Origin of the sequence: Pseudomonas sp. NFACC45, from assembly GCF_900113505.1 — a bacterium.
Taxonomy (GTDB): Bacteria; Pseudomonadota; Gammaproteobacteria; order Pseudomonadales; family Pseudomonadaceae; genus Aquipseudomonas; species Aquipseudomonas tehranensis.
The window spans coordinates 32282-52921 of record NZ_FOPO01000013.1 but is presented as its reverse complement, the minus strand read 5'-3'; the positions used below and the strand labels follow the sequence as shown (position 1 = coordinate 52921).

Here is a 20640-nt window from a genome sequence, read left to right as displayed (position 1 = left end):
AGATGATCAGCTATGCTTGAGCGGCGAAGGGAAACGTAAGTGGTTCATCATTCCATGGACATCAGATTCACCCAACGGCTGTCCTACAAGCAGGCCCGGCTGACCGTTCTGGTGGGTTTCGTGCTGGGTACTTTGCTCAGCCTGATGCAGATCGGCATCGATTATGCCAGCGAAGACGCGTCGATCAACCGTGAAATCCTGTCGCTGCTGGAAATCAGCCACAACCCGGCATCGCGCATCGCCTATAACATCGATGCCGAACTCGCCCAGGAGCTGTCCTTGGGCCTGTTGCGCTCACCGGCCATCATCGGTGCCCAACTGATCGATAACAACAACACCGTGCTGGCCAGCGTCAAACGCCCCGAACTGCAGAGCAGTTACCGGTTCATCAGCGACTTTCTCTTCGGTGCCCAGCGCCAGTTCGAAGATCGCCTCTATCTGGACCACCTGCCGGCCGAGTCCCTGGGCGTGCTGCGGCTGGAGGTTGACACCTATGCTTTCGGCAGCCGGTTCCTGCGCCGCGCCGAAGTGACGCTGCTCAACGGTTTCGCCCGCAGCCTGATCCTGACCGGTCTGCTGCTGGCGTTGTTTTATGTGATGCTGACCAAGCCCCTGGTCCGGGTCATCCGCGAACTGAGCAGCCGCGACCCCAGTAGCGGCGAGCAGAGTCGCCTGGAATGCCCCTCCGGCCACCAACAGGACGAGATCGGTGTACTGGTCTCGGTGGCCAACCAGCAGTTCGAAAATATTGCCACCGAGATTCAGCAACGGCGCACCGCCGAAAATCGCCTCACCGATTACCTGGCGCAGTTGGAAAACATCGTTTCGGCCCGTACCGCCGAACTCAAAGCCATCAATGCCCGCCTCAGCCAGTCCAACGAGGAGTTGGAAGTAGCCCGGCGCACCGCCCTGGATATGGCCGAAGCCCGCTCCGTCTTTCTGGCCAACATGAGCCATGAGATCCGCACGCCGCTCAACGGTCTGCTGGGAATGATCGCGCTGTCACTGGATGGGCCCCTGACGGCCGAACAACAGCAACAGCTATCGATCGCCCATGACTCGGGCAAGGTGCTGGTTGAACTGCTCAACGACATCCTTGATCTGTCGAAATTCGACGCCGGTCAACTGGAACTCGAACGCATCCCGTTCGACCTTGGCTCGCTGGTCGAAGACACCGCCAACCTGCTTTCCCAGAACGCCGCTCCCAGTGTCGAACTGGCCTGCCTGATCGATCCTGCGTTTCCAGCACAGGTCCTGGGTGACCCGACCCGGGTGCGCCAGATCGTCAGCAACCTGCTGTCCAATGCGCTGAAATTCACTCGCTTCGGCCGGGTCGACGTACGTTTGAGTCCACATGAAGACGGCGTGCGAATCGAGATCTGTGACACCGGCATCGGCATCCCCCAGGAAGCACAGGCGCGCATTCTCCAGCCGTTCACCCAGGCCGGTGTTGGCATTACCCGTCAGTTCGGTGGCACCGGGCTGGGCCTGGCGCTGACCTACAACCTCTGTGAAGCCATGCAAGGCCAGTTGACGATCACCTCCGAAGCCGGTTTCGGTAGCCAGTTCTGCGCTGACCTGCCCCTGCCCTGCCATACCGCCGCGATGCCCGTCGAGCCCTTGCACGGCAATGTCGTGGCCATCACCGATCGCAGCAGCGGCCTGGCCGAATTGCTCAACATGCTACTGCCCGGCTGGGGGCTGGACTATGAAAGACGTTCAGTGGATGACGGATTGCTGGGCCTCAAGCCTGATGTCCTGATTACTGACTGCCCGGAATGCCTGTTCAATATGCGTCCCACTTTCGACGCGCCCATCCTGCTGGTCACCGCATATGGCAGTTTTCTGCCCAGTGAAGAAGCCTCCGTCCTTGCCCCTTTGTTACAGCAGGCCCGGCCCCTGGCGCGCCATGCCCTCTATCAGATCCTGCGTCGCGCTTTGCAAAGCGACGCCACCACCATCAATGATGCTCAGATCGAAACCCTGGCGCCGTCCAAACGCGGGCGGGTCTTGCTGGTGGAAGACAATCCGGTCAACCAACTGGTGGCCAAGGGCATGCTGGTAAAGCTGGGCTGCGAAGTCATCGTCGCGGCCCATGGCGCCGAAGCCCTGGACCTGCTCGAACAGAGGGATTTCAATCTGGTCCTGATGGATTGCAACATGCCGGTCATGGACGGTTACGAAGCCAGTCGCCAGATCCGTCGCAGCGGGCGCTGGCCGGATCTGCCGATTGTCGCACTGACAGCCAACGCCATGCCTGAGGAACGTGAGCGATGCCGGGCCGCCGGCATGAATGACTACCTGTCCAAGCCGTTTCGGCGCGAAGAGCTGGCGGCGTTGCTGGACCAGTGGGTGCCGCTTACGTCAGCGCTTTGATCTGCCCCAATAGATGATCAAGACCGTCTCGCAACGCCCCCAGGCGGTCCAGGTCAAGCCCGCTGTCGCATAACAGGCGGGCCTTGAGTGGACCGACCTGCTCACGCAATTGCCAGCCTGTTTGCGTAAGGCTCAGATGCACCTCCCGCTCATCGCGGGCCGAACGCTGTCGCTGAACCAGGCTCAGTTGTTCCAGGCGCTTGAGCAACGGCGTCAGCGTGCCCGAATCCAGCAGTAGCCGCTCGCCCAGAGCCTTGACCGTGGGTTGTTCCGGCGCATCTTCCTGCCACTCCCACAGCACCAGCATCGCCAGGTACTGCGGATAAGTCAGGCCGAGCTGATCGAGCATGGGCTTGTAGCCGCGAATGACCGCCCGCGACGCGGCGTACAGTTTGAAGCACAACTGGCTGTCGAGTTTCAGCGCATCGACTGACAGATCATTCATTTGAGTAAGGCTTCGATCTCAGCGGTCAGGTCCTGAGGTTTGGTGGTTGGGGCAAAACGCTTGACCACCTGCCCGTCCTTACCGATCAGGAACTTGGTGAAATTCCACTTGATGCCCTTGGACCCCAGTACGCCGGGCGCCCGCTGCTTGAGCTGGACAAACAGCGGATGGGCATTGGCGCCGTTGACCTCGATTTTCTTGAACAGCGGAAAACTCACACCGAAGTTCAGCTCGCAGAACTCGGAAATCGTCCCCTCGTTGCCCGGTTCCTGCTTGCCAAACTGATTGCAGGGAAAGCCCAGCACCACCAGGCCCTGGTCCTTGTAGGTCTGCCACAGCGCCTCAAGCCCCTTGTACTGCGGAGTGAAGCCACACTGACTGGCGGTATTGACCACCAGCACAGCCTTGCCGGCGAAATCGGCGAGGGTCTTTTGCTCCCCCTTGATCGTGGTGCACGGGATGCTCAGCAGGTTGTCGCTCATGGCAAGGCTCCAGATGGGAAGAAGAGGACAGAAGATAGCGATCAATTAAATTGCATGCAATTTAATTATCCGAACCCGCTCGCAACACAAGGGCTCCGCCGGACGAACTTGTGGCGAGGGGATTTATCCCCGCAGGACTACGCAGCAGCCCAATGGCTATCACTTGGCTGTGCCAGGCTGATTGCATTGAACCTGTTTGGGGTCGCTTCGCGACCCAGCGGGGATAAATCCCCTCACCACAAAGGACTGCACACGGTTTACCCTCGGGGTCCGAGATCCAGGCACACCGAATTGATGCAATAACGCAAGCCGGTGGGTGGCGGGCCGTCAGGGAAGACATGGCCCAGGTGGGCGTCACACTGGGCGCAGACCACTTCAGTGCGGATCATGCCGTGGCTGACATCGCGCACTTCCACAACCGCGCTGCCTTCGATCGGCGCGTAGAAACTTGGCCAACCGCAACCGGAATCGAACTTGGTCCGCGAATCGAACAGTGGCTCGTTGCAGCAAACGCAGTGGTATACGCCGTCAGTCTTGGTGTCGTTGTACTTACCGGAAAATGGCCGTTCGGTGCCCTTCAGCCGACAGACGTTGTACTGCTCCGGGTCAAGCATGGCGCGCCATTCTTCAAGGGTTTTCTGCAACTTTTCCATCGTCCTACCTCGGCAATTGAAAAAGCCCGATCCGACGCTTTTCCGCAGATCGGGCGGCACGTATGATTGCGCCTCGTCAGGCGCCAGTCTGGCAGTCACGCCATGCGCATTCAAACGGATTGTCACGCATGTACCGCGTCAAGCCTGGGCACAGACGCAGGATCCCCAGTACGGTAGTTCACTCGCCGCCTGGATCGTTCATTTTCGGGAACACATCGCCATGCAGGTCAGCAAATCGAACAAGCTCGCCAACGTCTGCTACGACATTCGCGGCCCGGTGCTCAAGCACGCCAAGCGTCTGGAAGAGGAAGGCCATCGCATCCTCAAGCTGAACATCGGCAACCCGGCGCCCTTTGGTTTCGAAGCACCCGATGAAATCCTCCAGGACGTTATCCGCAACCTGCCGACTGCCCAGGGCTACAGCGACTCCAAGGGCCTGTTCAGCGCCCGCAAGGCGGTGATGCAGTACTACCAGCAGAAACAGGTCGAAGGTGTCGGCATCGAAGACATCTACCTGGGCAACGGCGTGTCCGAACTGATCGTGATGTCGATGCAAGCCTTGCTCAACAACGGCGATGAGGTGCTGGTGCCGGCCCCGGACTACCCATTGTGGACCGCCGCCGTAAGCCTGTCGGGCGGCAATCCGGTGCATTACCTGTGCGATGAACAGGCCAATTGGTTCCCCGATCTGGCGGACATCAAGGCCAAGATCACCCCGAACACCAAAGCACTGGTGATCATCAACCCGAACAACCCCACTGGCGCGGTGTACTCCAGGGAGGTCCTGCTGGGCATGCTGGAACTGGCTCGCCAGCATAACCTGGTGGTGTTTTCCGACGAGATCTACGACAAGATCCTGTACGACGATGCCGTGCACATCTGCACCGCCTCACTGGCGCCGGACCTGCTTTGCCTGACCTTCAACGGCCTGTCCAAATCCTACCGGGTGGCGGGTTTCCGCTCCGGCTGGATCGCCATCTCCGGCCCCAAGCATCACGCCCAAAGCTACATCGAGGGCATCGACATGCTGGCCAACATGCGCCTGTGCGCCAACGTGCCGAGCCAGCACGCGATCCAGACAGCGCTGGGCGGCTACCAGAGCATCAATGACCTGGTCTTGCCCCAGGGCCGGCTGCTGGAGCAGCGCAACCGCACCTGGGAATTGCTCAATGACATTCCTGGTGTCAGTTGCGTCAAGCCAATGGGTGCGCTGTACGCCTTTCCGCGGATCGACCCGAAGGTCTGCCCGATCCACAACGATGAGAAATTCGTCCTCGACCTTCTGCTGTCCGAAAAGCTGCTGGTGGTCCAGGGCACGGCGTTCAACTGGCCATGGCCAGATCACTTCCGCGTCGTGACCCTGCCGCGGGTCGACGACCTGGACCAGGCCATTGGCCGGATCGGTAACTTCCTCAAGTCGTACCGCCAGTAATCCAGGTGGCGTGCGAGGGGTCGACTCGCACGCTGTTTGATTCAGCAACACATCCGTTTCGCCCGCTTCGGCAGGCCTTCTACACTGAAGGCGCGGCAAACGGTGCGCAGCGAGACTCAACGTTCACGGGGTACGGGCGCTCCTTTTCTTTTCTGCGGTCACTTTCAGAAAAGTCTTTCAAACATTTGCGACGCCTGTAGGACACAGTTTGAAATAGTCGGCATGTTGAATAGCCTGCGGCGGCACCTTATATACCCCGCATAACGCTACATCTTTAGCATGAGGAGATTTCCACAACCATGATGCGCATCCTGCTGTTTTTGGCCACTAACCTGGCGGTCGTGCTGATTGCCAGCATCACCCTGAGCCTTTTTGGCTTCAACGGGTTCATGGCGGCCAACGGGGTTGACCTCAACCTCAGTCAGCTGCTGATCTTCTGTGCGGTGTTCGGTTTCGCCGGTTCCCTGTTCTCGCTGTTCATCTCCAAGTGGATGGCGAAGATGAGCACCAGCACCCAAATCATCACTCAGCCGCGCACTCGCCACGAACAATGGCTGCTGCAAACCGTCGAGCAGCTGTCCCGCGAGGCCGGCATCAAGATGCCGGAAGTGGGCATCTTCCCAGCCTACGAAGCCAACGCCTTCGCCACCGGCTGGAACAAGAACGATGCGCTGGTCGCCGTCAGCCAGGGCTTGCTCGAGCGGTTTTCACCGGATGAAGTCAAGGCCGTGCTGGCCCATGAGATCGGTCACGTCGCCAACGGCGACATGGTGACGCTGGCGTTGATCCAGGGCGTCGTGAACACCTTCGTCATGTTCTTTGCCCGCATCATCGGCAACTTCGTCGACAAGGTGATCTTCAAGAATGAAGAAGGCCAGGGCATCGCCTACTACGTCGCGACCATTTTCGCCGAGCTGGTATTGGGCATCCTCGCCAGCGCCATCGTCATGTGGTTCTCGCGCAAACGTGAGTTCCGCGCAGATGATGCCGGCGCACGCCTGGCTGGCACCAGCGCCATGATCGGCGCCCTGCAACGCCTGCGGGCCGAGCAAGGCTTGCCCGTACACATGCCCGACACCCTCAATGCCTTTGGCATCAACGGTGGCATCAAGCAAGGCCTGGCTCGCATGTTCATGAGCCACCCGCCACTGGAAGAGCGTATCGACGCACTGCGTCGTCGCGGCTGACAGGTTCAAGCTTCAAGAAAAAGCCCGCAGCGATGCGGGCTTTTTTCTGTCTGATTTATGAGTTGTCTGGTCTGGCCCCATCGCGAGCAGGCTCGCTCCCACAGGGGGCTTCGGCGAACGCCAATTCACAGTTCGCAACGGATCAACTGTGGGAGCGAGCTTGCTCTCGCGATAAGGCCAGCGGGCACGCCACATCAACGACTGGAAACCCGATACACCCGCTCATCCAGTCTTTTGACGCCAGCCTGCAAGAACTTCCAGCTTTCCCCCAGCACATCCTGCTCCTGTAGAACCTCCAGCCTCCAGCCTTCACCCAGCAACCTCTGCACTTCGTCATCCCCTACGGAAAACGGTGGGCCGGACATCTCATCCTGAGCGTAATCCAGAGTAATGAGCAATCCGACACACTGCGGCAGAATCGTCTGCAGATGAGCCGCATACCGCTCCCGCATCGGCCCAGGCAAAGCGATCAATGCGGCGCGATCGTACAGCGCCGAGCAATCGCTCACATCCTCCGGGCTCAGGGCAAAAAAATCACCGCAGCGGATTTCAATGTCAGCGGCCCGGAACACCTTGAACGCGCCCTCTTCACTCACGCTCGGTTCAAGATGATGCTCAAGGAAGAAATCCACTGCGGCTTTTTCAGACAGTTCCACACCCAGCACCGAATACCCCTGATGGGCGAGCCACAACAAATCCAGGGTTTTCCCGCACAGGGGCACCAGCACTCGACTGCCCTGCGCCAATCCCAGTTGCGGCCAGAAACGTTGCAGATAGGGGTTCACCTCTGGCAAGTGAAAACCGATCTGATTCGTTGACCAACGCTTGTGCCAAAACTCAGGCTCCATCTCTCACTCCCAAAAAAACCGATTAAAACGGGCTAAAACTTATATTAGATTTAGATCATAGACCTGACAGAAGATGGCAACATCTTAACGCTCAGGAGTCCGCTCATGCTGCCCAGCCTGTTTATCTCCCATGGCTCACCGATGTTGGCCCTGGAACCCGGCGACAGCGGCCCGGCACTGGCTCGCCTCGCCGCGCAACTGCCCACCCCGAAAGCGATCGTCATCGTGTCCGCGCACTGGGAAAGCACTGAACTGCTGGTCAGCGCCAATCCGCATCCACGCACCTGGCACGACTTCGGCGGCTTCCCGCCGGCTCTGTACGAGGTGCAATATCCGGCGCCAGGCGATCCGCAACTGGCGGCGCACGTGGCGGACCTGCTCAATGCCGCGCACCTGCCGGCGCGCCTCGACACAGGGCGGCCATCCGATCATGGCGTCTGGGTGCCGCTGTCCTTGATGTACCCCACGGCGGACATCCCGGTGGTGCAGGTTTCCTTGCCCAGTCGCCAGGGACCCGCGTTGCAGACGCAGGTCGGCCAGGCCTTGGCAAGCCTGCGTCAGCAAGGCGTGTTGCTAATCGGCTCCGGCAGCATCACCCATAACCTGCGCGAACTGGACTGGAACGCCGGCCCCGAAAGCATTGAGCCCTGGGCCAAGGCTTTTCGTGACTGGATGGTGGAGAAACTGGCAGCGGATGACGAAACCGCGCTGCATGATTACCGTCGCCAGGCACCCCACGCCGTGCGCAGCCATCCCAGTGATGAGCACTTGTTGCCACTGTATTTTGCCCGGGGTGCAGGGGATGAATTCAGCGTTGCCCACCAGGGGTTCACCATGGGGGCTTTGGGAATGGACATCTATCGGTTTGACTGACAGATAGACCGAGTCGCTCCATTCGCGAGCAAGCCCGCTCCCACACTGGATCGCAGGGCCCTCAAATGCTGTGTTCACTGCAATTCCCTGTGGGAGCGGGCTTGCTCGCGAATGGGACAATGCCGCTCAACCTGAATGAACACAAACCAACAGGCAAAAAAAATCCCCGAACCAGTCGGGGATTTTTTATGTTCGATCAATCAGCCCGAGAGCGGATCAATCTTCGCGATAGCGACGCAGTTTGAGCTGCTTGCCGGCGACACGAGTGTCCTTCAGTTTGGTCAACAACTTCTCCAGACCATCTTCCGGCAGCTCTACCAGGCTGAAGCTGTCACGTACCTGGATGCGACCGATGGCCTCACGAGCCAGGCCGCCTTCGTTGAGAATGGCGCCCAGCAGGTTCTTGGCCGCGATGCCGTCACGGGCACCCAGCGCGGTACGGCAGCGCGCACGGCCTTCGGCCAGCGGGATCGGTGCGCGACGCTCGCGATCACCACGGTCCGGACGATCACCGCTACGCTCTGGACGATCGCCACGCGGTGCGTTGTTCGGCACCAGTGGACGCTCCTTCTCGATCGCAGCGAGGGTCAGCGCCTGACCATTGGTGGCCTTGCGCAGCAGAGCAGCGGCCAGGGCACGTGGGGTGCAACCGATGTCGGCGGTCAGGCGATCGAGCAGATCACCGTGGGTCGATTCGGCGTCAGCCACCAGAGGCGACAGGCTGTTGGTGAGTTTCTTGATGCGGGCATCAAGCACCGCCTGGGCGTCCGGCAGACGAACCTCGGCAACCTTCTGACCGGTTACACGCTCAATCACTTGCAGCATGCGGCGCTCACGCGGGGTGACCAGCAGCAGTGCACGACCTTCGCGACCGGCACGGCCGGTACGGCCGATACGGTGAACGTAAGATTCCGGATCGTACGGCATGTCCACGTTGAACACGTGGGTGATGCGCGGAACGTCCAGGCCACGGGCGGCAACGTCAGTCGCCACAACGATGTCCAGACGGCCATCCTTGAGGGAATCGATCACGCGCTCACGCTGGTTCTGGGCAATGTCGCCGTTCAGCGCAGCGGCTTTGTAGCCTTTGGCTTCCAGGGCACTGGCCAGGTCCAGGGTCGCTTGCTTGGTGCGTACGAACATGATCAGGGCGTCGAAATCCTCGACTTCCAGCAGGCTCAGCACGGCCGAGGTCTTCTGGTCGGCGTGAACCAACAGGTGGGCCTGTTCGATCGCGGTGACGGTCTGGGTCTTGGTCTGGATCTTTACGTGTTGCGGATCGCGCAGGTGGCGCTCGGCAATGGCGCGGATCGACTGCGGCAGAGTGGCCGAGAACAATACAGTCTGACGGGTCGCTGGCAGGGCCTTGAAGATGACTTCCAGGTCATCCATGAAACCCAGCTTGAGCATTTCGTCGGCTTCATCGAGAACCAGGTGGTTCACGGTGGCCAGGACTTTTTCGTCACGACGCAGGTGGTCGCACAGACGGCCCGGAGTGGCGACAACAATCTGCGCGCCGTTACGGATGGCTTTCAGTTGCGGGCCCATCGGAGCGCCGCCGTAGACAGCCACAACGGTTACACCAGGCATTTGCTTGGAGTAGGTTTCAAAAGCGGTTGCTACTTGCAGCGCCAACTCACGAGTTGGCGCCAGGATCAGGGCTTGCGGTTCGCGCTTAGCAGGATCGATGCGATGCAGGATCGGCAGGGCGAACGCGGCGGTTTTACCCGTACCGGTTTGCGCCTGACCAATCATGTCGTGACCGGCCATGATGATCGGGATCGATTGCTGCTGAATAGCCGAAGGTTCTTCGTAGCCGGTCGCAATGACGGCTGCAAGAATGTTCGGATTAAGATTAAAAGCGACGAAGCCGCCGGTTTCCTGGGTCATGGGTCTGCCTCTAAGTGCATCCGCAAAGACCCATGCTCCAAAGCTGCGCGTGCCGTGTTGAGACTCAAGAGTCGCCCTGGCTGCTTTGTCGGCGGGGATTTGCGAAAACGAATGAATGAAAAAGAACGTCGTGGAAGCATCCGTTGTGCGGACATGCAACCGAAGCTGGCTTCGGGGAATTGCGCTACCTTGACGCGGCCCGGCTAAAGGCCGGCGCGCACTATACCGGAAATCGCCCGAAAAGGGAGATTTTTTATCGTAGAACACGCCTGAGGCGGCTGCACCTGTAGGAGCTGTCGAGTGCAACGAGGCTGCGATCTTGTCCCAGACAGTTGAGTCGCAAGCGAAAGATCAAGATCAAGATCAAGATCAAAAGATCGTCCGAACGCGGCCCGAGCCTTCGGCAGCTCCTACAGGTGCAGCCCTGCGGGAGCAAGTTCCCTCGCCTCTCAGGTCGCCGGGCGGATCGCCTTGATCAGCGGCAACAGCGAATAACCCAATTGCGGCGCCAGCCCTTCAGCCCGAGCCACCAGGCCATCCAAGTCCAGCGTCTGGTCCAGATCCGCTGGCACGATCAGGATGACATTGCCTTCTTTCACCGGCAGCTCCCAGTAATGCCGGTGGTACAAGCCGCGCAGCAGGGCCGCGCCCAATGGTTTGCCGTCGTCGGTGGCCCATTGGTTGATCACCAGCCAGCCGCCCGGATTGAGGCGTTTCTGGCAGTTTTCCAGAAAACCCCAGGCCAGGTGCCCGACGCCGGGGCCGACGTCGGTATAGAGGTCGACAAAGATCAGGTCCGCCGGCTCAGCGGTTTCCAGCAGTTCCAAAGCATCGCCAACGCGGATGTACAGCCGCGGATCGTCGTCCAGCCCCAGGTATTGGATAGCCAGGCGCGGCACATCGGGACGCAGTTCGATGGCTTCGACGTCTTCCAGCGGCAGGAACTTGAGGCAGGCCTGGGTCAGCGTCCCGGCGCCCAGCCCCAGGAACAGCGCGCTTTCCGGCTGCTCGTGACACAACGCGCCAATCAACATGGCGCGGGTGTAATCATATTCGAGCCAGCTCGGGTCAGCCGTGAACACGCAACTCTGTTCGATGGCGTCGCCAAACTCCAGGAAACGGTAGTCCGCCACTTCGAGAACCCGGATAACACCGAACTGGTCATGCACTTCGGCGAGCAAATGCTCGACGCGCTCCTCTGTCATTTCATCTCCTGTGGCTACGCTGACCCTGAACATAACCGGGGCAAAAGCGCGATTGTCCGCGAAGCGACGCAAACAGGTCACGCACTAATTTGCTGATAACATGGCAGCCCGAGCGTAAACCACCTAGAGATCATGATGAGCCAACCCTGGAGCCCTGACAGCTGGCGCGCCCTGCCGATCCAGCAGCAACCCCGATACCCCGACGCGGCGCATTTGCTGCAGGTCGAGCAGACCCTGGCCAGTTATCCGCCGCTGGTGTTTGCCGGTGAAGCCCGGGAGTTGCGCCGTCAGTTCGCCGAAGTCACCCAAGGTCGGGCCTTCCTGCTGCAAGGCGGCGACTGCGCCGAGAGTTTTGCCGAGTTCTCGGCGGCGAAGATCCGCGACACCTTCAAAGTGTTGCTGCAAATGGCGATCGTCATGACCTTCGCCGCCGGTTGCCCGGTGGTCAAGGTCGGCCGCATGGCCGGGCAGTTCGCCAAGCCGCGCTCGGCCAACGATGAGACGATTGGCGGTGTAACCCTGCCGGCCTATCGCGGCGACATCGTCAACGGTATCGGCTTCGACGAAAAAAGCCGCGTGCCGGACCCGGAGCGGCTGCTGCAGTCCTACCACCAGTCCACCGCCACCTTGAACCTGCTACGGGCCTTCGCCCAGGGTGGGTTCGCAGATCTGCATCAGGTGCACAAGTGGAACCTGGACTTCATCGCCAACTCTGCCCTGGCTGAGAAGTACAGCCACTTGGCCGACCGTATCGACGAAACCCTGGCCTTCATGCGCGCCTGTGGCATGGACAGCTCGCCGCAATTGCGCGAAACCAGTTTCTTCACCGCCCACGAAGCCCTGCTGCTCAATTACGAAGAAGCGTTCGTGCGTCGCGACAGCCTGACCAACGATTACTACGACTGCTCGGCCCACATGCTGTGGATCGGTGACCGCACCCGTCAGCTGGACGGTGCCCATGTCGAATTCCTGCGCGGGGTGAACAACCCGATCGGCGTCAAGGTCGGCCCGAGCATGAACCCCGACGACTTGATCCGCCTGATCGACGTGCTCAATCCGGACAATGATCCGGGGCGACTGAACCTGATCGCGCGAATGGGCGCGAACAAGGTCGGCGATCACCTGCCACAGCTGTTACGCGCCGTGCAGCGAGAAGGCAAGCAGGTGCTGTGGAGTTCAGACCCGATGCACGGCAACACCATCAAGGCCAGCAGCGGTTACAAGACCCGGGACTTCGCGCAAATCCTCGGCGAGGTGAAGCAGTTCTTCCAGGTTCACGAAGCTGAAGGCACGTATGCCGGCGGCATTCACATCGAAATGACCGGGCAGAACGTCACCGAATGCATTGGCGGTGCGCGGCCGATCACCGAAGACGGGCTGTCGGACCGTTACCACACGCATTGCGATCCGCGGATGAATGCCGATCAGTCGCTGGAACTGGCGTTTCTGATTGCCGAGACGTTGAAGCAGGTGAGGCGGTGAGTCAGTAAGTCCTCGTCGCTTGTTAGATTGCTATCGCGAGCAGGCTCGCTCCCACATTGACCGCGCCCTTCACAAAAACGGCGTACATCAAAGGTCAAGTGTGGGAGCGAACCTGCTCGCGATGGGGCCAGTTCAGTCAACACCCACCTCAGCCAACGCCCCCGCCAACCGAACCCCGCCCGCCCGAGCGCAATTGAGCTGGACCCGCGCCAACCCCAGCCAGTCGGCCAGGCGTCGCAGATTCACCGCCAATGCCTGCAGCCCCTCCTCGTCCAGTCCCGGCTCTTCCTCGTGCACGGCATGCACCGCTAATCGACCCAAAGCCCGCTCCGCCCGCAGGTCGACCCGCGCCGCAATGCGTTCGTGGTGCAGGAACGGCAACACGTAATAGCCATACACCCGCTTGTGAGCCGGGGTATAAATCTCCAGCCGATAACGAAAGTCGAACAGCCGCTCGGTACGGCTGCGCTCCCAGACCAGCGAATCGAACGGCGACAACAGCGCGCTGACCGCCACCTTGCGGGGGATTTTCACGCTGGGTCGGCACCAGGCCGGTTGCTTCCAGCCTTGCACCTGACAGCGCACCAGCTCACCGGCCTCCTCCAACTCGGCCAGGCGCTCGCGGCTATCGGCCGGATCGAGACGAAAATAGTCGCGCAAGTCTTTCTCCGTGCCCACGCCCAAGGCCTCGGCGGCATGCAGCAACAAGGCACGCTGAGCCTGGGGCTCGTCCGGCAGGGGTTGTTGCAGGATCGAGGGCGGGAGCACGCGTTCCGGCAAGTCGTAAAGCCGCTCGAAACCCCGCCGCCCCGCCACCGTCACTTCACCCGCCGCGAACAGCCACTCCAGCGCATGCTTCTCGGCGCTCCAGTCCCACCAGGGTCCGGCCTTTTCCTGACGCGTGGACAAACTACCCGCACCCACAGCACCTTGCTCACGGACCGAAGCCAAGACGCGACGAATGACGTCCTGGCGCTCCTGACCGAACTGCGCCAACTGTCGATAAATGCCCTCACCGCGGGCAGCACGATCCATGCGCCAGCGCATCAGCGGATACATCGCCAGCGGCAGCAGCGAGGCTTCGTGTCCCCAGTATTCGAACAGCGTACGACGACGGCCCTGGCTCCAGGCTGCCTGATCGAGCAAATCGGGGGTGTAGTGACCGAGACGGGAAAACAGCGGAAGGTAGTGCGAACGCACCAATGCATTGACTGAATCTATCTGCAGGACGCCGAGGCGTTCAATCAGGCGGTTCAGGCGCGCCGGTTGCACCGAAGCTGACGTTGACCGCCCATCGAATCCTTGGGCGGCCAACGCCAGACGCCGGGCCTGTTTGAGGGTAAAGGACAGAGTCGCGGGCATGAAGATCTCCTTGTCTGCTCGCAACCTACCTCACCATTAAGCGGTTTGTGTAGGGAAGGATGGCTCATTTGTGCATCGGGTCATCCCAGAATGGCCGAACCACTTCTTTTTCGACGTCGGCACGGCTGACGCCGATGTCCTTGAGCGCCTCATCGCTCATTCCGGCAAGCAGTTCACGTTCGTGGTGCAATTCGTACCAGCGGCTAAACTTGTGCAGCAGAGCGCTGATGGAAAAGCCGTGGGATAATTTTTCTATCAGTAGATAACCTTTTTGACCTTTCATCGTGATGTCCTCCGTTGGGGATGGCTCAAGTCTCGCGCCAACGCTAAGATCAATCCAACGAATGTTTCTTATGCAATACATCTCGGAGATTGATCAATTGTCGAGTTACCCGAGCATCGATACGGAAGTGCTGCGAACCTTTGTCGCGATCGCTGACCAGGGTGGTTTCACCCGTGCCGGTGAGCTGGTCAATCGCACTCAGTCCGCCGTCAGCATGCAAATGAAACGACTGGAAGAAGATGTCTTGCAGCGGCGGCTGTTCGAGCGTGACGGGCGCCAGGTCAAGCTGACCGCCGAAGGCCAGGTGTTGCTGGGCTACGCCCGGCGGATCCTCAAGCTGCACAGCGAAGTGTTCAACACTCTGCGTGAACCGCACATGGTCGGCACGGTGCGCATTGGCACCCCGGACGATTATGTGATGCGTTTTTTGCCAGGGATTCTGCAGCGCTTCGCCCAGTTCTACCCCTTGATCGAAATTGAAGTGCACTGCGAGTCATCCAAACAGTTGCTGCTGCGCCAGGATCTGGACCTGTCCATCGTCACCCGCAAACCGGGGGACGAAATCGGCCAGTTATTGCGCAAGGAACGCTTTGTCTGGGCCGAAGCGGCGTGCTTCAACGTCCATGAACAAACACCGTTGCCGCTGGCGATGTTCAATAGTGATTGCTTCTGTCGGCAATGGGCCTGCAATGCGCTGGATGCCATGGGCCGCGATTATCGCGTGGCCTACAACAGCTCCAGCCTGTCGGCGCTCATGGCGGTGGTTGGCGCGGGCCTGGCGATCACCGCGCAGCTGGAAAGCCTGCTGACACCCGACATGCGCGTGCTGGGCGAGGCGGAAAACCTGCCGGAGTTGCCCGAGGCCAGCATCATGCTGATCCGCAACCTGCATAATCCGTCGCCGATCACCGAGTGCCTGGCCGAGCACATCGTCGAAGGGTTCAAACTTTAAAGGCGAGCAAGATCGCGCACAGCACCAGGAAGCCGCAGAACAGCCCGCGCAGCAGCCGCTCCGGCATGGCGTGGGCAACCTTTACCCCCCAACTGATACTCAGCAGACCCCCGGCGGCCAGCGGCAGGCCGATCCACCAGTCCACTTGATGATGCACCGCATACGTGGCTAGGGTCACGCCGGTACTGGGCAAGGCCAACGAGAGAGACAATCCCTGGGCGACCACCTGACTGGTGCCGAACACGCTGGTCAGGAACGGCGTTGCGACGACCGCCCCGCCGACACCGAACAATCCGCCCATGGTCCCCGACGCCGCCCCCAGCACGGCGAGCCACGGCCAGCCATAACGCATCTGCGCCGAAGCCGGCGCGCTGGCGGCGAACATGCGGATCAAGTTGTAGGCCGCCAGGACGACCAGAAAGGCCACGAAGCCGAGTCGCATGCTTTGCGCGTCGATGCCCACGGCCCAGATCGAGCCAAGCCAGGCAAAGCAAAAACCCATGGAGGCCAGTGGCAGTACATGACGCATTTCAATGCGGTTGCGCTGGTGGTAGCGCCACAAGGCGAGCATTACGTTTGGCACGACCATCACCAGGGCCGTCCCTTGGGCGATCTGCTGATCGAGACCGAACAACAGGCCCAGCACCGGAATGGCAATCAACCCGCCACCAATTCCGAACAATCCCCCCAAAGTGCCCAATGCGGCACCGAACGCCAGATACATCAAACCTTCGATCACAGCCGATTCCCCCTTGATCAGGGCGCTTATCCTACGCAGTCGGCGCTCGCGGGGGAACGCAACATCTGATCAGAACGTCAGAATTATCTGGCGCATTAAAGGTTCGCCCGCTAGATTCGTAGCCATCATTGATTGAAGGTTCTGCCATGAGCACCCAGCGCGTTACCCCCGAACCCTGCGAAGCCCTGTTGCTCGACAATCAGGTGTGCTTCGCCCTGCACTCCACGTCGCTGCTGATGACCAAAGTCTACAAGCCGCTGCTGCAAGCCCTGGGCCTGACTTATCCGCAGTACCTGGCGATGATGGTGCTGTGGGAAAAGGACGGCCTGACTGTCGGTGAAATCAGCAACCGCTTGCTCACCGATCCGGGCTCACTGACCCCGTTGCTCAAACGCCTGGAGGCCGAGGGTTTACTGAGCCGCACCCGTAGTCGCGAAGATGAACGCGTGGTCATCGTCGAGCTCACCGAACAGGGGCGTGCCCTGCGGGAAAAAGCCCTCGACATTCCCCAATGCATTCTCGGCGCCAGCGGCCAGACCCTGGAGCAGTTGAAGAAGCTGCAACTTGACCTGCAAGCGTTGCGCAGCAACCTGCAAGACAGCCTCTGAAACGCAGCCTCTCCAGCAGCAGCGTCAACTGCCCCACCGCTATCGCGAGCAGGCTCGCTCCCACAACGATCTGTGTTGAACACAAAAAGTGCGTCCACCAAGGATCAAAATGTGGGAGCGAGCCTGCTCGCGATGGCGCCAGTCCGATCACCTCCTGACCCCTCGCCCCTCCCTGGAAAAAAATTTCAGCTGATGAAAACGCTCTAGCTCAAGGGATCCACGCCGTTTGAGCGAGCGAAATTCAATTTTCTTTAAAAATTTATCTTGCGCGCAAAATATTGGCGCTATACATTTGCCTCACATCTACTTAGCGCGCAAACATTTAGCGCTGTAACAGCAACCCGAAACGAGGCTCTCACCATGCAAACGCTCTACACCGCAATCGCAACTTCCACCGGCGGCCGTGATGGTCGTGCCATCTCCAGCGACAACATCCTGGACGTCAAACTCGCCACCCCCAAAGAACTCGGCGGCGCAGGTGGCGCGGCAACCAATCCTGAGCAGCTCTTCGCTGCCGGCTACTCAGCCTGCTTCATTGGCGCCCTGAAATTTGTTGCCAGCACGAGCAAACGCAAAATCCCGGATGACGCCTCGATCACCGCCCATGTCGGTATCGGCCAGATTCCCGGTGGTTTCGGCCTCGACATCGACCTGCACATCAGCTTGCCGGGCCTGGACCAGGCCGATGCACAAAGCCTGGTGGATGCGGCTCACCAAGTCTGCCCGTACTCCAACGCCACCCGCGGCAACGTCGATGTGCGCTTGCACGTCACCGTTTAACCAACCTCTCGCGACCTGTACTCAAGGAGATGCACATGAACACCTTCAGCAAAATTTTGACCGGCACCCTTCTGGCACTGAGCGTCGGCAGCGCGTTCGCCGACGGCATCGTGGAACACAACACCCAAGCGTTTCTCAATGCGCTGAATGCCGGCACCGGCAAGCCACTGGAGCAACTGTCGCCCAAGGACGCCCGCGCGGTACTGGTTGGCGCCCAGGCAGGGGTGAAGCTGAGCTTGCCCAAGGCCGACGTCAGCGAGAAGACCATTGAGGTCGATGGCCAGCCGATCAGCCTGACTATCGTCCGGCCGGCCGGGGTCAAGGGTGAGCTGCCGGTGTTCATGTTCTTCCACGGCGGTGGTTGGGTATTGGGAGACTTCCCAACCCACGAACGGTTGGTTCGCGATCTGGTGGCCGGATCAGGTGCCGTCGCGGTGTTCGTCAACTACACACCCTCTCCGGAAGCGCACTACCCGGTAGCGATCAACCAGGCCTACGCGGCCACGAAATGGGTGGCCGAACACGGCAAGCAGCTCAACGTCGACGGCAAACGCCTGGCGGTGGTGGGCAACAGCGTGGGGGGTAACATGGCCGCTGTCGTGGCGCTGATGGCCAAGGACAAAGGTACCCCGGCGATCAAATTCCAGGCCTTGTTATGGCCGGTGACCGACGCCAGCTTCGAGAGCGCATCCTATAAGCAGTTCGCCGAAGGACACTTCCTCACCCGCAACATGATGAAGTGGTTCTGGGACAACTACACCACCGATGCCGGGCAACGTAACGAGATTTATGCCTCGCCGCTGCGGGCAACCACTGCACAACTCAAGGGCCTGCCACCCGCGCTGGTACAGACTGCCGAGGCCGATGTTCTGCGCGATGAAGGTGAAGCCTACGCCCGCAAACTGGACGCCGCTGGCGTGCCGGTCACGGCGGTACGCTACAACGGCATGATTCACGATTATGGTTTGCTCAATGTGGTGAGCCAGGTGCCAGCGGTGCGTTCGGCGATGTTGCAGGTGTCCGAAGAACTCAAGCAGCACCTGAAGTGATGTGGAGCCAGTGGCGAGGGAGCTTGCTCCCGCTCAGCTCCGTAGGAGCTGTCGAGCGAAGCGAGGCTGCGATTTTTTCCTGACACTTGAATCCAAAGTGAAAGATCAAAAGATCGCAGGCTTCGCCAGCTCCTACAGAGCCCAGCGGGAGCAAGCTCCCTCGCCACAGGGGATGATGTAAGTTTGAAATAAAAAAGCCCGACTCAATGGTCGGGCTTTTTCATACACAAGACTTCGCTTATTTAGCGCGGCCTTTGTAGGAACCGCCTTCGCGGGTATCGATCTCGATCATGTCGCCGATTTCGATGAAGTCAGCGACCGACAGTTCGGTACCGTTCTTCAGTTTGGCAGGCTTCATGACCTTGCCGGAAGTGTCACCGCGAGCGGACCCTTCGGTGTAGTCAACCTGACGCACGATGGTGGTCGGCAGTTCTACGGAGACCAGGCGCTCTTCGAAGAACACGGCTTCGCAGACGTCGGTCATGCCTTCTTCGATGAACGGCAGAACGCTTTCGATGTCTTCGGCGTTCAGCTCGTACATGGTGTAGTCAGTGGTGTCCATGAACGTGTAGGTGTCGCCGCTGATGAAGGACAGGGTCGCTTCTTTGCGGTCGAGGATCACGTCGTCCAGTTTGTCATCGGCGCTGTAGACGATCTCGGTTTTGTAACCGGTCAGCAGGTTCTTCAGCTTGGTCTTCATGATCGCGCTGTTACGACCCGACTTGGTGAACTCAGCTTTCTGAACCAGCCAAGGATCGTTTTCGAGACGGATCACGGTCCCGGGTTTCAGTTCTTTACCAGTTTTCATTGCGAATATCCGAATTTGGATGGGATTTACAAAAATCTAGGCCGCGTATCATATCCAATTTACATAAAACTTCACCAGCGCTGCGGCAAGATCGGGTCGCGAGGCCTGTTCCAGACACCATGCCTGGGCATGTTCGAGCAGTTCCTGCTGCTGTTGATCGACCATTTTCCAGTGTTCGGCCATGTCCAGGCCAGCATTCCAGGACCGCCAGAGACCGCTGATCGCTTTTTCAGCCGGCTGCGAAAGACCGTGGGTGTACAACCGGAGAAAGGCCTCGAGCTTTTCCAGATGAACGTCTTCTTCCTGTTGGTAGATATGCCAGAGCAGCGGCCGACCCGCCCATTGGGCGCGCACGAAGGAGTCTTCACCCCGCACGGCGTTGAAATCGCAGCACCATAACAGTTGATCGTACTGATCCTGGCGGACGAACGGCAGCACCTGAACCGTCAGGGCGCCACGTCGGTGTACCGCACCGGCCTTCAGGCCATCGATGCCCAGCCAACGCTGAACATCGCCAAGGACCCGCCCTTCGGGAATCAGCACATGCGAGGCGCGGGAATCGGCCACCATGGCATCAAACCAACTCGCCAGCCCGGCGTTTTCGTAGGCAAACAGCGAAATCAGCCGTGAGTCCGGCGCCCGTTCCACTCCCAGCGCCTCCAGGAAAAGCCGTTGCGCCTGGGCATCCTGCTGAAACTGTTGGCGCTGCTCCAGAAGGCCGGCTTCACGCAACAGGCCTCCCGTTCCCTCCCGAAAACCCGGAAAAAAGAAATACTTCTGCACGTGCCTGTATTTGACCGACGGTAATCCGTGGCAGCCGATCACCCAATCCTCCGCACTCAGATAATCGAGGTTCATCCACAACGGCGTGGTCTGCCGCTCGGCCATCGCGTCCATGTAGGCGCTCGGCAACTGACAGGCAAACGCGGCGATTACCACATCGGCAGCGTCGGTGGACGGCCAGATCTCAGGCCAATGGCAGACTTGCACACCCTGCTGCCATTGCTCGCCAAGCGTGATGTCGATTTGCGGGCACAGTCGTTCAAAGGCTCGCAGGTCATCGACCCATAGCCGCACCGCACATTGATGCTCGGCCACCAATTGCCGAGCCAGGCGCCAAGTGACGCCGATGTCGCCAAAGTTATCGACGACGGTGCAAAAAATATCCCAGCGCACGGTCATTCCC

Annotated in this window: 20 protein-coding genes; 9 read left to right on the top strand and 11 right to left on the bottom strand. The window is 59.9% G+C overall.

The features are described from left to right. Window positions 1-54: 54 nt before the first annotated feature. Window positions 55-2376, top strand: coding sequence for a hybrid sensor histidine kinase/response regulator (locus BM132_RS22940; RefSeq protein WP_092458953.1), 2322 nt, complete (start codon window positions 55-57; stop codon window positions 2374-2376). Here BM132_RS22940 and BM132_RS22935 read toward each other — a convergent pair. The 3 genes from BM132_RS22935 to msrB form a co-directional block, all read right to left on the bottom strand. After that, complete coding sequence (locus BM132_RS22935) at window positions 2360-2821, bottom strand: MarR family winged helix-turn-helix transcriptional regulator (protein WP_092458951.1); 462 nt, start codon at window positions 2819-2821, stop codon at window positions 2360-2362. The two genes, BM132_RS22940 and BM132_RS22935, sit on opposite strands and share 17 nt — an antisense overlap. Next, a complete protein-coding gene (locus tag BM132_RS22930) occupies window positions 2818-3303 on the bottom strand; it encodes a glutathione peroxidase (RefSeq protein ID WP_092458949.1) in 486 nt (161 codons plus the stop codon). Before BM132_RS22930 ends, BM132_RS22935 begins: the two co-directional genes overlap by 4 nt. A 257-nt stretch (window positions 3304-3560) precedes the next feature. Continuing rightward, window positions 3561-3956, bottom strand: a complete 396-nt coding sequence (gene msrB, locus BM132_RS22925; RefSeq protein ID WP_092401907.1) for a peptide-methionine (R)-S-oxide reductase MsrB — start codon at window positions 3954-3956, stop codon at window positions 3561-3563. A 220-nt stretch (window positions 3957-4176) separates the two neighbouring features. Here msrB and BM132_RS22920 point away from each other — a divergent pair, with 220 nt between their 5' ends. Together BM132_RS22920 and htpX are read left to right on the top strand one after the other, a co-directional pair. Continuing rightward, on the top strand, window positions 4177-5388 hold the full coding sequence (locus BM132_RS22920) for a pyridoxal phosphate-dependent aminotransferase (protein ID WP_092458947.1): 1212 nt from the start codon (window positions 4177-4179) through the stop codon (window positions 5386-5388). Window positions 5389-5687: 299 nt separating this feature from the next. Then, window positions 5688-6575: a protease HtpX gene (gene htpX, locus BM132_RS22915; RefSeq protein WP_047226371.1), complete on the top strand. Its 888-nt coding sequence runs from the start codon at window positions 5688-5690 to the stop codon at window positions 6573-6575. A 194-nt stretch (window positions 6576-6769) separates the two neighbouring features. Here the strand turns inward: htpX and BM132_RS22910 are convergent, their stop codons facing one another. Continuing rightward, entirely contained in the window at window positions 6770-7423 is a 654-nt protein-coding gene (locus BM132_RS22910) for a thiopurine S-methyltransferase (RefSeq protein WP_092458945.1), read from the bottom strand. Between the two features lie 105 nt (window positions 7424-7528). Here BM132_RS22910 and BM132_RS22905 point away from each other — a divergent pair, with 105 nt between their 5' ends. Next, a complete protein-coding gene (locus BM132_RS22905; protein ID WP_092458943.1) occupies window positions 7529-8296 on the top strand; it encodes a DODA-type extradiol aromatic ring-opening family dioxygenase in 768 nt (255 codons plus the stop codon). A gap of 216 nt (window positions 8297-8512) precedes the next feature. Here the strand turns inward: BM132_RS22905 and BM132_RS22900 are convergent, their stop codons facing one another. Both BM132_RS22900 and BM132_RS22890 read right to left on the bottom strand, forming a co-directional pair. Beyond that, complete coding sequence (locus BM132_RS22900) at window positions 8513-10186, bottom strand: DEAD/DEAH box helicase (RefSeq protein WP_047226368.1); 1674 nt, start codon at window positions 10184-10186, stop codon at window positions 8513-8515. 449 nt (window positions 10187-10635) lie between these two features. Next, window positions 10636-11391 carry a spermidine synthase gene (locus BM132_RS22890; RefSeq protein WP_092458941.1) on the bottom strand — a complete coding sequence of 252 codons (756 nt, stop codon included), beginning with the start codon at window positions 11389-11391 and terminating at the stop codon, window positions 10636-10638. A 135-nt stretch (window positions 11392-11526) separates the two neighbouring features. Here BM132_RS22890 and BM132_RS22885 point away from each other — a divergent pair, with 135 nt between their 5' ends. After that, a complete protein-coding gene (locus BM132_RS22885) occupies window positions 11527-12873 on the top strand; it encodes a class II 3-deoxy-7-phosphoheptulonate synthase (RefSeq protein ID WP_092401922.1) in 1347 nt (448 codons plus the stop codon). 132 nt (window positions 12874-13005) lie between these two features. On the opposite strand, the gene BM132_RS22880 is transcribed toward BM132_RS22885, so the two are convergent. After that, window positions 13006-14235, bottom strand: coding sequence for a winged helix-turn-helix domain-containing protein (locus BM132_RS22880; protein ID WP_092458939.1), 1230 nt, complete (start codon window positions 14233-14235; stop codon window positions 13006-13008). A 64-nt stretch (window positions 14236-14299) separates the two neighbouring features. Next, window positions 14300-14518, bottom strand: a complete 219-nt coding sequence (locus BM132_RS22875) for a DUF1127 domain-containing protein (protein ID WP_092458937.1) — start codon at window positions 14516-14518, stop codon at window positions 14300-14302. Window positions 14519-14615: 97 nt separating this feature from the next. Here BM132_RS22875 and BM132_RS22870 point away from each other — a divergent pair, with 97 nt between their 5' ends. Continuing rightward, a complete protein-coding gene (locus BM132_RS22870) occupies window positions 14616-15470 on the top strand; it encodes a LysR substrate-binding domain-containing protein (RefSeq protein WP_030141879.1) in 855 nt (284 codons plus the stop codon). Here the strand turns inward: BM132_RS22870 and BM132_RS22865 are convergent. Then, entirely contained in the window at window positions 15460-16194 is a 735-nt protein-coding gene (locus tag BM132_RS22865; protein ID WP_177218209.1) for a sulfite exporter TauE/SafE family protein, read from the bottom strand. The two genes, BM132_RS22870 and BM132_RS22865, sit on opposite strands and share 11 nt — an antisense overlap. Window positions 16195-16355: 161 nt before the next feature. On the opposite strand from BM132_RS22865, the gene BM132_RS22860 reads away from it, so the two are divergent. The 3 genes from BM132_RS22860 to BM132_RS22850 all read left to right on the top strand — a co-directional run bounded on the left by BM132_RS22860 (window position 16356) and on the right by BM132_RS22850 (window position 18646). Then, window positions 16356-16817 carry a MarR family winged helix-turn-helix transcriptional regulator gene (locus BM132_RS22860; protein WP_092458933.1) on the top strand — a complete coding sequence of 154 codons (462 nt, stop codon included), beginning with the start codon at window positions 16356-16358 and terminating at the stop codon, window positions 16815-16817. Between the two features lie 360 nt (window positions 16818-17177). Then, window positions 17178-17597 carry an organic hydroperoxide resistance protein gene (locus tag BM132_RS22855; protein ID WP_092397735.1) on the top strand — a complete coding sequence of 140 codons (420 nt, stop codon included), beginning with the start codon at window positions 17178-17180 and terminating at the stop codon, window positions 17595-17597. Window positions 17598-17632: 35 nt separating this feature from the next. Continuing rightward, window positions 17633-18646, top strand: a complete 1014-nt coding sequence (locus BM132_RS22850) for an alpha/beta hydrolase (protein ID WP_092458931.1) — start codon at window positions 17633-17635, stop codon at window positions 18644-18646. A 238-nt stretch (window positions 18647-18884) separates the two neighbouring features. Here the strand turns inward: BM132_RS22850 and BM132_RS22845 are convergent, their stop codons facing one another. Together BM132_RS22845 and earP are read right to left on the bottom strand one after the other, a co-directional pair. Continuing rightward, complete coding sequence (locus tag BM132_RS22845) at window positions 18885-19454, bottom strand: elongation factor P (RefSeq protein ID WP_003199385.1); 570 nt, start codon at window positions 19452-19454, stop codon at window positions 18885-18887. Window positions 19455-19502: 48 nt separating this feature from the next. Further along, window positions 19503-20636, bottom strand: a complete 1134-nt coding sequence (gene earP, locus BM132_RS22840; protein WP_092458929.1) for an elongation factor P maturation arginine rhamnosyltransferase EarP — start codon at window positions 20634-20636, stop codon at window positions 19503-19505. Window positions 20637-20640 lie beyond the last annotated feature (4 nt).

What these genes read in the sequence shown, in the direction of transcription:
- BM132_RS22940 (WP_092458953.1), top strand. Translation starts at nt 55, where the DNA reads ATGGACATCAGATTCACCCAACGGCTGTCCTACAAGCAGGCCCGGCTG.
- BM132_RS22935 (WP_092458951.1), bottom strand. Translation starts at nt 2,821, where the DNA reads ATGAATGATCTGTCAGTCGATGCGCTGAAACTCGACAGCCAGTTGTGC.
- BM132_RS22930 (WP_092458949.1), bottom strand. Translation starts at nt 3,303, where the DNA reads ATGAGCGACAACCTGCTGAGCATCCCGTGCACCACGATCAAGGGGGAG.
- msrB (WP_092401907.1), bottom strand. Translation starts at nt 3,956, where the DNA reads ATGGAAAAGTTGCAGAAAACCCTTGAAGAATGGCGCGCCATGCTTGAC.
- BM132_RS22920 (WP_092458947.1), top strand. Translation starts at nt 4,177, where the DNA reads ATGCAGGTCAGCAAATCGAACAAGCTCGCCAACGTCTGCTACGACATT.
- htpX (WP_047226371.1), top strand. Translation starts at nt 5,688, where the DNA reads ATGATGCGCATCCTGCTGTTTTTGGCCACTAACCTGGCGGTCGTGCTG.
- BM132_RS22910 (WP_092458945.1), bottom strand. Translation starts at nt 7,423, where the DNA reads ATGGAGCCTGAGTTTTGGCACAAGCGTTGGTCAACGAATCAGATCGGT.
- BM132_RS22905 (WP_092458943.1), top strand. Translation starts at nt 7,529, where the DNA reads ATGCTGCCCAGCCTGTTTATCTCCCATGGCTCACCGATGTTGGCCCTG.
- BM132_RS22900 (WP_047226368.1), bottom strand. Translation starts at nt 10,186, where the DNA reads ATGACCCAGGAAACCGGCGGCTTCGTCGCTTTTAATCTTAATCCGAAC.
- BM132_RS22890 (WP_092458941.1), bottom strand. Translation starts at nt 11,391, where the DNA reads ATGACAGAGGAGCGCGTCGAGCATTTGCTCGCCGAAGTGCATGACCAG.
- BM132_RS22885 (WP_092401922.1), top strand. Translation starts at nt 11,527, where the DNA reads ATGAGCCAACCCTGGAGCCCTGACAGCTGGCGCGCCCTGCCGATCCAG.
- BM132_RS22880 (WP_092458939.1), bottom strand. Translation starts at nt 14,235, where the DNA reads ATGCCCGCGACTCTGTCCTTTACCCTCAAACAGGCCCGGCGTCTGGCG.
- BM132_RS22875 (WP_092458937.1), bottom strand. Translation starts at nt 14,518, where the DNA reads ATGAAAGGTCAAAAAGGTTATCTACTGATAGAAAAATTATCCCACGGC.
- BM132_RS22865 (WP_177218209.1), bottom strand. Translation starts at nt 16,194, where the DNA reads ATGTATCTGGCGTTCGGTGCCGCATTGGGCACTTTGGGGGGATTGTTC.
- BM132_RS22860 (WP_092458933.1), top strand. Translation starts at nt 16,356, where the DNA reads ATGAGCACCCAGCGCGTTACCCCCGAACCCTGCGAAGCCCTGTTGCTC.
- BM132_RS22855 (WP_092397735.1), top strand. Translation starts at nt 17,178, where the DNA reads ATGCAAACGCTCTACACCGCAATCGCAACTTCCACCGGCGGCCGTGAT.
- BM132_RS22850 (WP_092458931.1), top strand. Translation starts at nt 17,633, where the DNA reads ATGAACACCTTCAGCAAAATTTTGACCGGCACCCTTCTGGCACTGAGC.
- BM132_RS22845 (WP_003199385.1), bottom strand. Translation starts at nt 19,454, where the DNA reads ATGAAAACTGGTAAAGAACTGAAACCCGGGACCGTGATCCGTCTCGAA.
- earP (WP_092458929.1), bottom strand. Translation starts at nt 20,636, where the DNA reads ATGACCGTGCGCTGGGATATTTTTTGCACCGTCGTCGATAACTTTGGC.